15 protein-coding genes are annotated in these 15756 nt (G+C 67.2%); 4 read left to right on the plus strand and 11 right to left on the minus strand.

The window, feature by feature from the left end; translation table 11 throughout:
* Positions 1–35: 35 nt before the first annotated feature.
* From rlmH to AC3WJB_RS14800, 11 genes are all read right to left on the minus strand, one after another.
* The gene (gene rlmH / locus AC3WJB_RS14750; RefSeq protein ID WP_492682842.1) at positions 36–506 is read right to left on the minus strand and encodes a 23S rRNA (pseudouridine(1915)-N(3))-methyltransferase RlmH; all 471 of its coding nucleotides are present in this window, start codon (positions 504–506) and stop codon (positions 36–38) included.
* Between the two features lie 57 nt (positions 507–563).
* Positions 564–956 carry a ribosome silencing factor gene (gene rsfS / locus AC3WJB_RS14755; protein ID WP_492682844.1) on the minus strand — a complete coding sequence of 131 codons (393 nt, stop codon included), beginning with the start codon at positions 954–956 and terminating at the stop codon, positions 564–566.
* Between the two features lie 163 nt (positions 957–1119).
* Complete coding sequence (locus AC3WJB_RS14760) at positions 1120–1401, minus strand: GNAT family N-acetyltransferase (protein WP_492682846.1); 282 nt, start codon at positions 1399–1401, stop codon at positions 1120–1122.
* Positions 1402–1484: 83 nt separating this feature from the next.
* Positions 1485–2150 (minus strand): nicotinate-nucleotide adenylyltransferase, encoded by a 666-nt coding sequence (nadD, locus tag AC3WJB_RS14765; RefSeq protein WP_492682848.1) that lies wholly within the window; start codon positions 2148–2150, stop codon positions 1485–1487.
* Complete coding sequence (gene holA / locus AC3WJB_RS14770) at positions 2147–3157, minus strand: DNA polymerase III subunit delta (RefSeq protein WP_492682850.1); 1011 nt, start codon at positions 3155–3157, stop codon at positions 2147–2149. Before holA ends, nadD begins: the two co-directional genes overlap by 4 nt.
* A complete protein-coding gene (locus AC3WJB_RS14775; RefSeq protein WP_492682852.1) occupies positions 3157–3702 on the minus strand; it encodes an LPS-assembly lipoprotein LptE in 546 nt (181 codons plus the stop codon). Before AC3WJB_RS14775 ends, holA begins: the two co-directional genes overlap by 1 nt.
* Complete coding sequence (gene leuS, locus AC3WJB_RS14780; protein ID WP_492682854.1) at positions 3699–6485, minus strand: leucine--tRNA ligase; 2787 nt, start codon at positions 6483–6485, stop codon at positions 3699–3701. The genes AC3WJB_RS14775 and leuS overlap by 4 nt, the downstream gene beginning before the upstream one ends.
* Positions 6486–6789: 304 nt before the next feature.
* Positions 6790–7419 carry a PqiC family protein gene (locus AC3WJB_RS14785; RefSeq protein WP_492682856.1) on the minus strand — a complete coding sequence of 210 codons (630 nt, stop codon included), beginning with the start codon at positions 7417–7419 and terminating at the stop codon, positions 6790–6792.
* The gene (locus AC3WJB_RS14790) at positions 7416–9137 is read right to left on the minus strand and encodes a PqiB family protein (protein WP_492682858.1); all 1722 of its coding nucleotides are present in this window, start codon (positions 9135–9137) and stop codon (positions 7416–7418) included. The genes AC3WJB_RS14785 and AC3WJB_RS14790 overlap by 4 nt, the downstream gene beginning before the upstream one ends.
* A complete protein-coding gene (locus tag AC3WJB_RS14795) occupies positions 9130–9783 on the minus strand; it encodes a paraquat-inducible protein A (RefSeq protein ID WP_492682860.1) in 654 nt (217 codons plus the stop codon). The genes AC3WJB_RS14790 and AC3WJB_RS14795 overlap by 8 nt, the downstream gene beginning before the upstream one ends.
* On the minus strand, positions 9780–10412 hold the full coding sequence (locus AC3WJB_RS14800; RefSeq protein WP_492682862.1) for a paraquat-inducible protein A: 633 nt from the start codon (positions 10410–10412) through the stop codon (positions 9780–9782). Before AC3WJB_RS14800 ends, AC3WJB_RS14795 begins: the two co-directional genes overlap by 4 nt.
* A gap of 125 nt (positions 10413–10537) precedes the next feature.
* Between AC3WJB_RS14800 and trxA the strand changes: the two genes are divergently transcribed.
* The 4 genes from trxA (at position 10538) to AC3WJB_RS14820 (ending at position 15677) form a co-directional block, all read left to right on the plus strand.
* Positions 10538–11401 carry a thioredoxin gene (gene trxA / locus AC3WJB_RS14805; protein ID WP_492682864.1) on the plus strand — a complete coding sequence of 288 codons (864 nt, stop codon included), beginning with the start codon at positions 10538–10540 and terminating at the stop codon, positions 11399–11401.
* Positions 11402–11655: 254 nt separating this feature from the next.
* Entirely contained in the window at positions 11656–12711 is a 1056-nt protein-coding gene (locus AC3WJB_RS14810) for a tellurite resistance/C4-dicarboxylate transporter family protein (RefSeq protein WP_492682866.1), read from the plus strand.
* A 131-nt stretch (positions 12712–12842) separates the two neighbouring features.
* Positions 12843–14810 (plus strand): chloride channel protein, encoded by a 1968-nt coding sequence (locus AC3WJB_RS14815; protein ID WP_492682868.1) that lies wholly within the window; start codon positions 12843–12845, stop codon positions 14808–14810.
* Positions 14811–14966: 156 nt separating this feature from the next.
* The gene (locus AC3WJB_RS14820; protein ID WP_492682870.1) at positions 14967–15677 is read left to right on the plus strand and encodes a DUF502 domain-containing protein; all 711 of its coding nucleotides are present in this window, start codon (positions 14967–14969) and stop codon (positions 15675–15677) included.
* Positions 15678–15756: the final 79 nt, after the last annotated feature.

The following is a 15756-nucleotide window of genomic DNA, read 5'->3' on the forward strand; positions in this document are numbered from 1 at the left end:
ACTCTGGCGTTGTCCACGACCGCAGGGGGCGGTCGTCAACCGCGATGATAAGGGTGGCCGGCCAGGATGGTGTGCGCACGGTACAGCTGTTCGACCACCAGCAGGCGCACCAGCATGTGCGGCAAGGTCAGTGGGCCCAGCGACCAGGCCTGGTCTGCGCGCGCCAGGACTTCCGGCGCATGGCCGTCGGCGCCGCCAATCAACAACGCGAGGTCGCGCCCGGCCATCCGCCACGTCCCCAGCTGCACTGCCAAATCCTCGCTGGACCAGGCCTTGCCGCGGCTGTCCAGGGCGACGACCCGGGTATCGCGCGTGAGCTGGGCCAGCAACGCAACCCCTTCCTCATGCGTGGCATGGCCCGCGTCGCCATGCCTGGCGCGGTGACCGGGGCGCACTTCCACCAGTTCAATCGGCATGGCCTGCGACAAGCGCTTGCGATACTCGGCCAGGCCGTCGGCGACCCAGCCCGGCATGTGCTCACCGACGGCGATCAGGCGCACGCGCATGGTCTCAGGCCCGTGGCGCGGCGCGCGTCATGCGCGGAGGCAACCGGGACGGCGTGTTCAAGCTTCGGCCTGCGCCGCCTCCACGTCCGGCTCGCTGCCGCCGACGGCCCACAACCGCTCGAGCGCATAGAACTCCCGGATCCGCGGCAACATGACGTGGACGATGACATCTCCCAGGTCGATCAGGACCCACTCGCCTTCCTGCTCGCCCTCGACGCCGAGCGGCGCGACCCCGATCCGCTTGGCAAAGCGCCCCACTTCATCGGCAATTGATTTCACATGGCGGGCCGAGGTGCCGGAGGCAATCACCAGCAGGTCGGCAATGGAGGTGCGGTCACGCACGTCGATTTCGCGCACATCCCTGGCCTTCAATGATTCCAGTGCATCCAGCACCTGGCTACGTAATTCGGCCACGCCAAGCGCCGATCGGGAGTGTGGTTTTTTGCTCAAGTGGTCAGGCCTCGATGCGCGGTGGCAACTGTTGGGAGCGATGAGTATAGCGCCGGGCCAAGCCGGCTCCGGTGCAAGCCCGCGGGCGCGACGGGGTTCCCGAGCGCGGCGCTTGGCGGGCAAAATTGCCGCCACCTGCATGGGCGGCCAAGGCATGTCCGAATCACTGCGGCGCCCGCAAATCGTCGAATTCCGGATGGCGCTGCATCCACGCCGCCGCATAGGAGCAGGCTGGAGACACGCTCCAGCCGACATCCCGGGCGAGCTCCAGGGCAGTGCGCACCAGCGCGGCGGCAATGCCGCGGCCGCCGACCTCGGGCGGCACCTCGGTGTGGGTGATGATCATGACCGTGCCATCCAGCACATAGTCAAGCACACACACCTTGCCCTCGACGCTGGTCTGCAAGCGCCGACGCTCGGGATCGTGGGTAATCTCTGGAGCCATGTTGCCCTCCTGCCAATGCTGATCCAGGTACGCAATCGTGACGCAAACCGGCGTGAACGTGCGCACCCTCCGTGCCACCGGCATCAGGCACGATACGCCCGCAGCAGGTCGGGATCCTCGAACAAGCCTGCCGGCAGCAGGTAGCGCGGGTCGCGCCCGGCGGCAAGCAGGGCACGGACGCGCGTGGCCGAGATCTCCAGCGGGGTGACCTCCAACTGCACGATTCTCCCGGCGGGCAGGTGCGCAAGGGCACCCAGGTCGGCGAGCCTGCGGGCCTGCAGTTCCCGCTCCAGGGCCACAGGCAACTGCGCGCCCACCCCGGGCCGGCTCAGCACGCCGACGTGCGCCAGCGCGAACAGTTCGCGCCAGCGGTGCCAAGCCGGAAGCTGCACAAACATGTCGGCGCCCACCAGCAGCACCAGGGCACGTTGGCCGACTTCCGCGCGCAATTCAGCCAGCGTGTCCACGGTATAGGACGGCCCGCTGCGCTCGAGCTCGCGCGTATCCAGCGTCAAGCGATCCTGTCCGCGCAAGGCCACGCGCAACATGGCGACGCGCTCGGCAGCACTGGCCATCGGCGCCGGGCGGTGCGGCGGCACATTGGCTGGAACCAGGCACACCTCGGCCCCCAGCAGTTCCGCCGCTTCCCAAGCCACGCTGAGATGGCCAAGGTGGACTGGATCGAAGGTGCCGCCAAACACGCCCAGCGGGCGGGGCTCGGTCACGGCCGCAGCGCGTGCGACGCTCATGCCAGGGCCGCGGCCAGGCTCGGCTCGGCAATCACGGCGACCAGGCGCTCGGCCTCGCGCCACGGGTCGCCCTGCACGCGGCCCTTGACCATGCGGTCGATGCGCCCGGCGCGGCGCAGGCACTCCACCCAATGCCCGCGGGGGGCCCGGCGCAGGGCCTGGCGTAGCAATCTCTCGCGCGTGGCAAACACGTGTTCAGCCTGCATCTGCGCGTTGAGGTTGGTCGCGCTCGCCAGCCGCAGCGCCAGTTGCAGCTGGTTGACCAGCCAGCCCTGCAACGCCAGCAAGTCGTCGCCCTCAGCACGCAATCCAGCGAGGATGCGCAGCGCGCGGGCACCGTCGCCGGCAAAGGCCGCATCGGTGAGCTTGAAGACATCGTAACGCGCGCTGTCGGCCACCAGGCTGGCCATCCGGTCGGCATCCAGGCGGCCGCCCTGGTGCAGGACCGCCAGCTTGTCGATTTCCTGGGCCGCTGCCAGCAGGTTCCCCTCGGCCCGCTCGCCCAGCAGCGCAATTGCCTCGCGGCTGGCTGAAAGTCCGTGCGCCGCCAGCCTGGCGCCGATCCAAGCCAGCCACTCGCCGGCCTGCGGCGGGTTGAACACGACCATCACCCCGGCTGCGTCAAGCTTGCGACTCCAGGCACCCTCGTGTTTCTTGCTCCACTCCAGTGCGGTGACCAGCAAGCTGACCCCTTCGGGTGGGTCGGCGCAAAACGCGGTGATCGCCTTGGCGCCATCGACCCCGGGCCGGCCGCCGGGCAGGCGCAGGTCAAGCAGGCGGCGCGTGGCAAACAGCGACATGCCGGCGGCCGCGCGCGCCAGGTCATCCCAGTCGAAACGGGGCCCCGCCTCAAGCACCTCGCGCTCGGTATAACCCAGCTCGCGTGCCCGCGCGCGCAAGCCGTCGGCCGCCTCGATCACCAGCAGCGGCACGCCGGCCAGCAGGTACACCGGCGCCAGCGAATCGGCGGCCAGCAGCTTGGGCCAACGAGCGGGCGTCGCCGGCATCAGCTTCCCGCCGGCGTCGCCGGTGCATTCCGGCCAACCGCCTGCAGGCGGAACAGGATCGCCTGCACCATGTCGTCGTTCAATCCCTGCTCGATGGCCTGCACCTGCGAGGCATTGCCGACCGTGTTCGTGGCGTCATAGCTGTATTCACGCGACATGTCGATACGCTGCCGCGCGACCAAGGTCCGGCCGCCGCCATCGCCCACCTCGAACTGTACCTGGAAGTGCACGGCAAACTCGCTCACCCGGGCGTAGCCGCCAGCACTCAAGGTCTCGGTGCTGAACGCGGCCACCGGCACCCGCAACTCGGCGACGCCGGCACCAGGCTGGTCTTCCACGCTGGCACCCGAGATCTGCAGCGCCCGCACCAGCCGCTGCTGCAGTGCGAAATTTCCGCTCACCACCACATGCACCCGCTGCATGCCCGGCGGCAGGGCCGCACTTCGCCGCAGGTGAAAGCCGCAGGCGCCGAGTGCGCAGACCACCAGCAGCAAGCATGCGGCACGCAGCAACCTGCTTATGGACACTGGGGCCATGGCGTTCATGCGGCAACGATGTTGACGATCTTGCCGGGGACCACGATGACCTTGCGCACCGCCAGGCCCTCCAGCGCACGCTGCACCTGCGGCTGCGCGCAGGCCGCGGCTTCAGCCGCGGCTGCGTCCGCCTGCGGTGGCAAGTCGATGGTGCCGCGCAACTTGCCGTTGACCTGCACGGCGATGGTCAGCCTGGCGCGCACCAGCGCCGCCTCGTCCACGCTGGGCCAGGGCTGGTCCTCGAGGATCGCCTCAGGATGGCCCAGGACCTGCCACAACGCATGGCTGATATGCGGCACGACGGGATTCAGCATCAGCACCATGGCTTCCAGCGCTTCATGCCGGACCGCGCGGCCCTGCGCGCCCTGGTCGTCGAACTTGTTCAGCGCGTTCAGCAGTTCCATCAGCGCGGCAATCGCAGTGTTGAACGCGTGGCGCCGGCCAAAATCGTTGCTGACCTTCTGGATCGTTTCGTGCAACTGCCGGCGCAGCGCCCGTTGCCCGGCATCGAGGCCCGCCGGATCGAGCGCGCCGGGGGCGGCGCCGAGCACAGGATGATCGGCGCCGGCGGCGTGCTGGACGACCTCGCGCCAGAACCGCTTCAGGAACCGCGCCATGCCTTCGACGCCCGCCTCGTTCCATTCCAGCGACTGCTCGGGCGGCGCGGCGAACATGGAGAACATGCGCACGGTGTCGGCGCCGTAGCGCTCGATCATGAGTTGCGGATCGACGCCATTGTTCCTGGACTTGGACATCTTCTCGACGCCACCAATGTGCACCTCCTGGCCGTCGGCGCGGGCCACGGCACCCACCACCCGCCCGCGCTCGTCGCGATGGACATCGACCTCGGCCGGATTGAGCCATTGCCGCACTCCGTCGGCATCGTCGCGATAGAAGGTCTCGGCAATCACCATGCCCTGGCACAACAGGTTCGTCGCCGGCTCATCGCTGGCCAGCATGCCGGCGTCGCGCAGCAGCTTGTGGTAGTAGCGGAAATACAGCAGATGCATGATGGCGTGCTCGATGCCGCCGATGTACTGGTCGACCGGCAGCCAGTAATTCGCCCGCGCGTCGACTTGGGCAGTGGCGCCCGGGCTGGTGTAGCGCGCGTAGTACCAGCTCGACTCCATGAAGGTGTCGAACGTGTCGGTCTCGCGCTCCGCCGGGCCGCCACACTGTGGGCACGTGCACTTGCGCCACTCGGCATCCGACTTCAGCGGCGAGTGCACGCCGCTGAACGCTACGTCTTCGGGCAGCACCACCGGCAGCTGGTCCTCGGGCACCGGCAAGGCACCGCAGGCCGGGCAATAGATCACCGGGATCGGGCAACCCCAGTAACGCTGCCGGCTCACGCCCCAGTCACGCAGGCGCCAATTGACGCGGCGCTCGCCCTTGCCCAGTTCCTGCAGCTTGGCGGCGAAGGCCTGCATGGCGCCATCGAAGTCCAGGCCGTCGTACGCACCTGAATTGACCAGCAGGCCGTGCTCGAGGTACGGGCCCTCCTCCATGATGCGGCGCTCGAACTCCTCGATCAGGCGTACGGCCGAACCGGCGTCGTAGGCGTCGGTGGAGCTCCCGCGCAACGCGGCCTGCATGGGATTGGCGGACGCGCCCTGGCCCAGGTCGCGATGGATTTCGCGCGCGGCGTCCAGCACCGAGCGGTCCACCACCACCATCTTGATCGGCAGGCTGTAGCGCTGGGCGAATTCCCAGTCGCGCTGGTCATGGCCGGGCACCGCCATGACCGCGCCGGTGCCGTAGTTCATCAGCACGAAATTCGCGATCCAGATCGGCAGCTCGGCGCCGGTCAAGGGGTGGACCGCGTACAGGCCGGTCCCCATGCCGCGCCGCTCCTGGGTTTCCAGCTCGGCCTCGGAGACCCCGCCACGGCGCAGCTCGGCGACGAATTCGGCAATCTGCTCATTCTGCCGGGCACATTCCAACGCCAGCGGATGCTCGGCGGCAATCGAGATGAAGGTGACACCCATCAAGGTGTCCGGCCGCGTGGTGAACACGCGCAGCGGCATGTCCGTGCCGAGCACCTGGAAGGCGATTTCCAGGCCTTCGCTGCGGCCCAGCCAATTGCGCTGCATGATCTTGACCGCATCGGGCCAGCCTGGCAGTGCGTCCAGGCCGTCCAGGAGCTCTTGCGCGTAATCGGTGATGCGCAGGAACCACTGCGGGATTTCGCGCTTCTCCACCACGGCGCCAGAGCGCCAGCCGCGCCCGTCCACCACTTGCTCGTTGGCCAGTACGGTCTGGTCGACCGGGTCCCAGTTCACCACCGCATTCTTGCGGTAGGCGATACCCTGCTTCAGCAGCCGGGTAAACATCAGCTGCTCCCAGCGGTAATACTCCGGGCGGCAGGTCGCGAACTCGCGGCTCCAGTCGATCGCATAGCCCAGCGCCTGCAGCTGGGCGCGCATATGCTCGATGTTCGCGTAGGTCCACTTGGCCGGTGCGGTCTTGTTCTTGATCGCCGCATTCTCGGCCGGCAGGCCGAACGCATCCCACCCCATGGGCTGCAGCACATTCTTCCCGTTCATGCGCTGGAACCGGCTGATCACGTCGGCAATCGTGTAGTTGCGCACATGCCCCATGTGCAGCGCCCCGGACGGATAGGGCAGCATCGCCAGGCAGTAGAACTTCGGCTTCGCCGGGTCCTCGGTCACCACATAGGCGTGTCGCACATTCCAGTAGGCCTGAGCGGCCGACTCCACCGCGTGCGGATCATATTCGCTGGTGCCGGCCGTCACCGGGGCGGTGGCGTTCGTGGTTCGGGTGTCGTGCATGGTTGTCTTGCCAGTCCAAGAGGTACCGTTCGGCATATTGCCGTGCTGAACGTCGCAGCCTAGCCCAGAGCGTGCCGGTCGCCAAGCCGGAAACCGCGGCGCACGGCCATGGTCGCACCCGCTGGCCACGATCCCGCAGGCATTCGGCGCGGCATGGCGTGGCCATCCACGGGCTTATCTCCAGCACATGCCAGCCGCGGGGGCCAAGGCCGACGTGCGCACGCACCCATCCCTGTCCCGAGGCAACAGTCGATGCGGGCCAGCGTCGGCCACGAGCGGCGACACCGATCCGTGTGCAGGCCGATCAGGCCGGACAGCTTGCCGCCTGGTCAGCACCCAGCGCGCGGGCAACCGTGGCCATCCTGGCTGCAAGCATGGCAATCGCCCGCTGGTGACCTTGGACCAGTGCGGCGTAACCCGCAGCGACCGGCACGCGGAGACTGCTGGCGCAGGTCAAGGCCTTGGCCACCGCCCTCCCCCTGGCGTCACCATGCACCACGCGCACGCTCCAGGCGCCGGCCAGCAGGACGTGACTGCCCGGCCAGGAGTCGAACTGCTGGACCTCGAGCTTGATGCGCAAGCCGGGCGCGCCCCTGTCCGGCAAGCCAGTAGTGTTTTGGCTACCCAGCTCGCGCGCGAGGTCAACCGCCAGTGCGCTGCGCAGCTCGTCGGCCAGGGGCGCGATCCAGCGCTCGCCATTCAGCAACAGGACTTGTTGCGCCCCGTCGCGCACCACCAATTGTGGCTGGTCGACCTGGGCCGGCACGCTGACTGGCAACACCGCAAACGGCAAAACCGCGCTGCCCGCCGCCGGAGCGGCAGCGCCTGCAGTCTCCGGCGACATCAGCGTGTAGTAGTGCAGCGGCGCGGAGGCGCAAGCCGCCAGCAGCACGGCGCCCAGACATGCCAAGCAGGCAACGGCGATGCGCATCATGGCCTGTCCTCCGGTTGCGACGGTGCCGAACCCTGCGGCTGCGGCTGCCGCTGTTGTGCCGGCGGCGTCGCCGACGCTGGCGGCGTGTCGACTTTCCGGTCGGCACGCCGGCCACGCAACAGCGCTTCCGGATGTGCACCGAGATAATCGGTCAACACGCGCAGCGAGCGCGCCATGCGCTGCAGCTGCTCCAGCGTGACGCCCAGGTTCTGCTGCAAGGGCGAGTCGCCAGACAAGGCGTCCTGCGCGGTGCCCATGGTCTGCTGCACGCCGCGCATGGTCGAGCCCAGCTCGGGCAAGGTTTCGCCGTTCACTTGCTTGAGCGTCGCGCTCAGGGCACTCAGGCTCTGGTCCAGGTTGCGCCCGATGCTGGCGAACGGCACCTTGGACAACTCGCTGACCAGGCCGCCAATCTGCTCCTGGAGCTTGTCCAGGCTGCCGGCCACCGTGGGCACCGTGAGCGGCCGGGCTGCGGGATCAAACGTAGTCTTTGGTGCATGTGGATCGAAATCCAAGGCAACGTACAACTGGCCGGTAAGCAGGTTGCCTGTGCGCGCCTGCGCGCGCAGGCCATGGTCGATGAGCCCGGCGAGCAGTTGTGGCAACTCGACTTTCCTGCCCCCGACACTGGCCTGCGCCATCAGCTTGTCGTAGGCCGAACCGAGGCGCTGCGGATAAATGACGGCGCCGACCACGACCGGGAAGCGCTGGGTGTGCTCGTCGTAATCCAGGCGCACCGACACCACCTTGCCAAAATTCACCCCGAGGAACTCCACGGGCGCATCCACCGCCAGGCCGCGCACCGATTGTCCAAAGCGCATGCGGATGTAATACGGCTCGCCGTCCGGCGGGGCCATGGCCGTGGCCCGGTTGGCAAACAACTTGTAACTCGCATCTTCGGCTGCAGGTTCGTCGCGCCGGGGGCCGGGCGGATCCTGGAATGCGACACCGCCGGCGAGGACCGTGGCCAGCGACTGCGTGTTGATGCTCAGCCCATCGGCGCCGACGGACACATCGACCCCGCTGGCATTCCAGAACCGGCTGTCGGTGGTGACGTATTTCTGGTACGCCGCGTCGATAAAGACGTGCAGGGTGACACCGTCGCCGTCCGCATCCAGGTCGTAGGACGCAATACGGCCAACCTGGATGCGCCGGAAGTACACCGGCGAGCCGATGTCCAGCGAGCCCAGGTCGTCGCTGTGCAGGATGAAGCTGCGACCGGGCTCGCCATGGGCGACCGGCGGCGGTGTCTCCATGCCGTTGAACTCGTCCTGGAATACATTCGAGTCCCCGATGTCAGCACCAATGTAGGCGCCGGACAACAAGGTGCCGACGCCCGACACGCCGCCCAGGCCGATGCGCGGCCGCACCACCCAGTAGCGCGTGTCCTTGGTGGCAAAACTCTCGGCGTTCTTCTCCAGTGCGACCTTGACCCGCACCTGGCTGCGATCGGCGCTCAGCCGAATGGTCTGCACGCGCCCGATCACCACGTTCTTGTACTTCACCTGGGTCTTGCCAGCGTCCAGGCCTTCGGCACTCTGGAAGCTGATGGTGATCTCAGGGCCGGCCTGCAGCCAGTTGTGCACGACCAGGCCGATGCCGACCACGGCTGCCAGCGCAGGCACCAGCCACACCAGCGCGGCATGTGAGCGACGGCGCACCACGACCGGCTCGGGCAGCCCGTCGGCGAATTCACGTCCGGAAGTCTCGTCACTCATCCGTGTCACTGCCATCCCACATCAAGCGCGGGTCGAAACTCATGGACGCCAGCATCGTCAACACCACGGTCAGGCCAAAAAAAATCACCCCCGGCAGGGGCTCGACCCGGCTCAGCACGTTGAAGCGCACCAGTCCGGTAAGCAGCGAGACGACAAATACATCCAGCATCGACCAGTAGCCAATCAGTTCCACCAGCCGGTAGAGTCTCGCACGTTGCGTCAATGCCCACCGACTGTGCCGCTGCGCGGTGGTGGCAAGCAACGCGAGCACGGCGAACTTCAGCATGGGCACGACGATGCTCGCGCCGAACACGATCACCGCCAGCCATGGCGAACCTTTCTGCCACAACTCCACCACACCGCTGATGATGGTGTTGTCATCGATCTCGTTGAGGCTGGCCGTGCGCATGATCGGCAACACGTTGGCCGGTATGTACAGCAGGAAGCCCGCAACCAGCAGCGCCCACGTGCGCGACAGGCTGGCGCTCTTGCGTCGGCGCAGCGCCGCGCCGCAGCGCGGACAGGCCATGGCGTCGCCCACGCCATCGCCGTCCAGTATCGGGTCGCCCGGCACGTTGCGACACACCAGGCCGCAGACGCGGCAGGCAATGACACCCATGTCGATGGCCCGCGGCATCGATGTCATGGCGCATCCCACTCGGGCAGATCCCACAGGCCGCGCAGGTCGACGCCGGAAAACAAGGTGATCAACACCGTCAATGCCGCGTATGCGTAGATGCCGGGATCGGCGACGACCTGGAAATAAACATGCGCCTTGACGATCGACACCAGGGCACCAAGCACGAACACCTCGCTCATGGTCCACGGATTGACGTAGTGCAGCAGCACCATGAGCCGCGCAAACCCCGGCGCACGCGCGCCAAGCCGGGCGAACCACAGCAGCCAGCCGAGCAGGCTCATCTTGATCAGCGGGAAAAAGAACAGCGTCGCCGCGGTCAGCACCGAAACCACCTGCGCCTGCTCGCGCCACATGATCACGATCATGCCCCACAGGGTGACGCTGTTGTGCTGTCCGTTCAGGCCCAGCGTGACGATGGGAAAAATGTTGGCCTGCACGAAGACCAGCAACGCGGTGAGGACCAACGCCAGCAGCACCGCCGGGTTCAGCCACTGGTAGCGCTCGAGCTCGCACAGGCAGCGCGGGCACTCGGCCACTTCGCCGCGCGCCAAGGGGCGGCGGCGGTAAACCGTGTCGCAGTACTCGCACACCAGCAATTGCCGCGAGCCGCCGGAGTCCATGCCATCCTTCGTCATTGTCGGCTGCCGATCGATCCAGCGATTCTCGCAAATCTGCGAGCGTGACGCTGAACCGCACGCAAGCCGCTTGATATGCTGCGCCGAGCCCCGATGTAACCGGGGCCAAGCACAGGAGCCGACAGGTGAGCGAAGCCGCAACTACCCACGTTTTTGAAGTCCGCCAGGAGACCTTTGAGGGCGAGGTGCTGCAGGCCTCGCTGACAACGCCGATCGTGGTGGATTTCTGGGCGACCTGGTGCGGACCCTGCAAGAGCCTTGGGCCGATCCTGGAAAAACTTGCCGCGGAGTACAACGGCGGCTTTCGGCTGGGCAAGGTGGACGTGGACCGGGAGCAGGAGCTTGCCGCCATGTTTGGCGTCAAGAGCATCCCAACCGTGGTGCTGATCAAGGACGGCCAGGTGCTCGACGGCTTTGCCGGCGCGCGGCCCGAGGCCCAGGTGCGCGAGTTCCTGGCCCCGCACGTGCAGCCGCTGCCTGCGGCGGATGCCGCGACCGCCGGGGAAATCGAGCCCGAGACGCCCGAGCAGGCCATCAACCGCCTGCAACAGGCGATTGCCGAGACCCCAGACGACGCTGGGCTGAAGCTCGAGCTGGCCGTCGCCCTGCAACAGGCCGGCCGGGACGATGCCGCCGCAGCCGAGCTGGACAGCCTGCCAGCGAATCTCGCCATGGACGAGCGCGCCGTGCGCCTGCGCAGCAAGTTGGAGCTCGCCCAGGCGGCGCAAGGCGCCCCCGATCTGGCCGCCCTGCAAGCGCGCGTCGCAGCCGATACCAACGACTGGGATGCCCGTGACCAGCTCGGTGTACGCCTGCTGGCCGCGGGCGACGCGGAAGCCGGGCTCGAGCAATTCCTCGCCATCCTGCAGCACGCCCCGGAATGGAACGACGGCCAGGCCAAGAAACGTCTGCTGGCCGCGTTCACCACGCTGGAGGATACCGCCCTGGTCGGCCGCTACCGTCGGCGCATGGCCTCGATGCTGTTCTGACGGCCGCCCGCCGGCACAGCCCTGGCGGGGTTGCCCCGCCCGCCTTCCGTTCCAGGCATGCCCGCTGGAGATGCTGTACAAGCCGCCTCCATGCCTGCGCCGGCTGCGTTGAAGCATCGCCAGCGTCACCCCGCGCTCAGCCACGCAGGGGTTTGCCGCAGTCCATCGCATGATTCGTCCGGCCGCGGGAAAAATCACAGCCTGCCTGGCGGGTGCACTATGTAGCGCATTGCCGCCCGACCACGGAGGCCGCGATGAAGCTTGCCGACATCATCCTGCCGCGCGCTCGCCACTTGCACCCCGGCTGCTTTGCCCTGGTGATGGCCACCGGCATCGTGTCGATCGATGCCAGTCAGCACGGCATGGCGGACATTGCCCAGGCATTGTTCGTCTTCAACGTGCTGGCGTATGCCTGGTTGTTCGCCCTCACCGTGCTCCGGCTGTTGTACTTCCGCCGCGAGCTGGTCGCCGATTTCGCAAACCCGTCGCGCGGCGCGGGTTTCCTCACCTTTGCCGCCGGCACGTGCGTGCTCGGCAGCCAGTGCGTGCAAGTGGTGCCGCTACCCACACTCGCCAGCGTGCTCGCCGCGGTCGGCGCGGCGGCCTGGGCCGCCCTGACCTATCTTTTCTTCGCCGCCACGATCACGGCCCGCTTCAAGCCAGGCTTCACGCGCAGCATCAACGGCGGCTGGCTGATTGCCGTGGTGGCGACCGAAGCGCTGTCGGCGCTGCTCACCCTGCTTGCCGCCAGCCATGCCGATCCGGCCCACCTGCGGTTCCTGGCACTCGGCCTGTACATGCTCGGCGCCGCCCTGTATCTCCTCATCATCACGCTGGTGGTGTACCGCATGGTGTTCTTTCCACTGCGCGCCAGCGAATTCACCCCGCCGTATTGGATCGACATGGGCGCGCTCGCGATCACCACGCTCGCTGGCAGCCTCATCGTCACGCAGGCACCGGCCAGTGGACCGCTCATCGACCTGCTGCCATTCGTGAAAGGTTTCACCATGTTTTTCTGGGCGACGGCGACCTGGTGGATACCGCTGCTGGTCATCCTCGAAGCGTGGCGGCATCTGCGCCGACATGTGCGATTCCAGTACGAGACCGATGATTGGGACATCGTGTTTCCGATCGGCATGTACACGGTGGGCACGTACGAGCTTGCCCATGCGCTGCGCGCCGACTTCCTGCTGGCGATACCCGCCGCCGGCGTGTATGTGAGCCTGGTCATGTGGCTGCTGGTCGCCGCTGCCGGCGTGCACCACGCGTACCGCAGGCTGTACGCGGCCGGCCATGTAGCAGCCGGCTGATGCCTGCCGCTCCAGGAAGGCGCGAGGCCCGGCCTGACGTGGCATGCGCCGGAGGCAACGCCACGCCAGCCCGCGGGTTGCAGCGCAACCTGTAGAATGGACAGGTTTTTCGTCGCACAAATGCTGGCTTCATGAGCTCATCGACTACCCCACCCGAGCGCCCGGTCGATGTGCGCACCGCAGGCAGCACCGATGCGCTGCCCGTCGCGCCGGAACTCGGCCTGTCACTCGACGCGGCCGACATGCCGCGCAAATCGACGCTGGTGACGCGGCGCATCGTGTGGATCAGCCTGCTGGCGGTCGTGGTCGGTCTGGTGTCCGCGTGGATCGCGCAACTGCTGATGCTGCTCATCAACCTCATCACCGATGTGACTTTTTACGGCACGGTCGCCGACGTGCTCGGGCCGCAGCACAAACCGGGATCGGTGTTGTCGCCGACGAACACGCAACTGGGTGCATGGGTGATCGTGATGCCCGTCATCGGTGGACTGATCGCCGGCATCATGGCGCGCTGGGGGTCCCGCGCGATCCAGGGCCACGGCATCCCGGAGGCCATGGAACAGATCCTCACCAACGAATCGAACATCCCGGCGCGAATGACCTGGCTGAAGCCGGTGTCTTCGGCGTTCACGATTGGCACCGGCGGCCCGTTTGGCGCCGAAGGTCCGATCATCTCCACCGGTGGCGCGCTGGGTTCGCTGCTCGGCCAATTGCTGCGCGTCACGGCAAACGAACGCAAGGTGCTGCTGGCCGCCGGTGCCGCGGCCGGCATGGCCGAAGTGTTTGGCGCGCCGGTATCCGCGCTGGTGCTGGCCATCGAACTGCTGCTGTTCGAACTGCGTCCGCGTTCGCTGATCCCGGTTGCGCTGGCGACGGTGGTGGCGGTAGGTGTGCGTTACGCAAGTTATGGCGCCGGTCCAGTATTCCTGATGCCGGATGTACCGGAGCCGGGGGGCCTCGCTTTGGCCGGCTTGGTGCTGATTGGCAGCCTGGTGGGTTACGCCTCGATCTGGGTCAGCCGTGCGGTCTATTTCGTCGAGGACAGCTTCGCCAGACTTCCGGTCCACTGGATGTGGTGGCCGGCGCTCGGCGCCATCGTCGCCGGGTTCATCGGCTGGATCGAGCCGCGCACGCTGGGCGTCGGCTACGACAACATCGATGCGCTGGTGCAAGGCCAGTTCGGCCTCACGATGTTGCTCACGTTCGGCATGCTGAAGTTCCTCTCCTGGGTCATCGCACTCGGCAGCGGCACCTCGGGCGGCACGCTGGCACCGCTGTTCATGATTGGCGGTTCATTGGGTGCGGTGATCGGCATTGGCATCGACCATCTGCTGCCGGCAGCCAATGTCGACCCGCGCATCGCCGCGCTGGTCGGCATGGCGGCAATCTTTGCCGGTTCGTCGCGGGCCCTGCTGACGGCGGTGGTGTTTGCCTTCGAGACCACGCGCCAACCGGCAACCCTGCTGCCGCTCCTGGGCGGCTGCACCGCGGCGTACCTCATCTCGGCGCTGCTCATGCGCGACACGATCATGACCGAGAAGATCGCGCGACGCGGCGTGAGGGTGCCCACCGGCTACGCTGCCGACTACCTGGAACAGGTGACCGTTGGCCAGGTCTGCTCACGCGAAGTGGTGACGCTCAAGACCACGCAAACCCTGGCCGAAGTGCGGCCATGGCTCGCCCAAGGCGGCCCGGAGACGCGTCACCAGGGATTCCCGGTGGTCGACGAATCCGGCCGCGTGCACGGTGTGCTGACCCGGCGCGCGCTGCTCGATCCGCAATGGCATTACACGTTGACACTCGGCGAGCTGGCGATCCGGCCTCCGGTGGCCGTGACCGAAGCCCACTCGCTGCGCGAAGCCGCCGACCACATGGTTGCGCAAAAGATCGGCCGGCTCATCGTGGTCAGCAAGGACGACCCGCACAAGCTCGTCGGCTTCCTGACACGCGGCGACGTGCTGGCCGCCCATGCGCAACGCCTGCATGAGGCACGTGAATCGTCGCGCCGCCGGCATTTCCACGACGGCTACAAGCCACGGCCGACCACAAGCAAGTTCCTCGACGGGTTTGGTCATGGGCGCGGTCCGAGAACGCCCTGAGCACGGCCGGGCCCACCTTCTGTCGACAATGCCGTGCAAACGGCAGATCGACGCCATCGCCCGCTGTGGCGGCGCGGCCCATACGCCTGGTCCAGTGGCGCCAAATGAACCCGCGGCACCCCTACACTGGGCCTGCGCAAACTCTCGAATGAGCCCATGAACTCGCTGCACTTCAAGCGCTACCTCATCACCGGCCTGCTCACCTTCATCCCGTTGTGGGTGACCTGGCAGGTGTTCAAGTTCGTCTTGGGTTTCCTGGCAGGCATTGGCGCGCCGCTGGTCGAGGCGTTGATCGGCGCGTTGGCATTGGTGGCGCCACGCATGGCCGATGCGCTGAACACGCAATCATTGACCTTCATCATCGCGTTGCTGCTCACGCTTGGGGCGCTGTATGCGCTGGGATTCATCGCCACGCGCGTCATCGGCCAGCGCTTCCTCAATGCATTCGACGGCCTGCTCGCCCGCATTCCGCTGGTGCAGACGATTTACGGCGGCACGAAGAAACTCATGGCCGTGTTGCAACACAAGCCGACCGGCGTACAGCGCGTGGTGCTGGTCGAGTTTCCGCGTCGCGGCATGCGGGTGGTCGGTTTCGTCACCCGGGTGATGCCCGAGGAAGGCAGCGGGCGCGAGATGGCGGCGGTGTTCATCCCGACCACGCCCAACCCGACTGGCGGCTATCTGGAAGTGGTGCCGCTCGAGGAACTGACACCCACCGACTGGACCATGGACCAGGCCATGGCCTTCATCATTTCCGGCGGCGCCATGGCGCCGGAGACACTGCCCGCCGCCGCGGCCGCGACCAACCGCGATGGCGATCTCCCCGCGCCATCGCCGCCGATTGACCCGCCCACACAGGTGCCTTGAACCCCCACCTACGCCTGGCGTAGGGTGCGTGCTGGTAAAACGGACCTGCGCATGGCGCACAGGCCATCCGCCGCTTGCC

It is taken from the genome of Rhodanobacter sp. FW510-R10 (assembly GCF_058781105.1).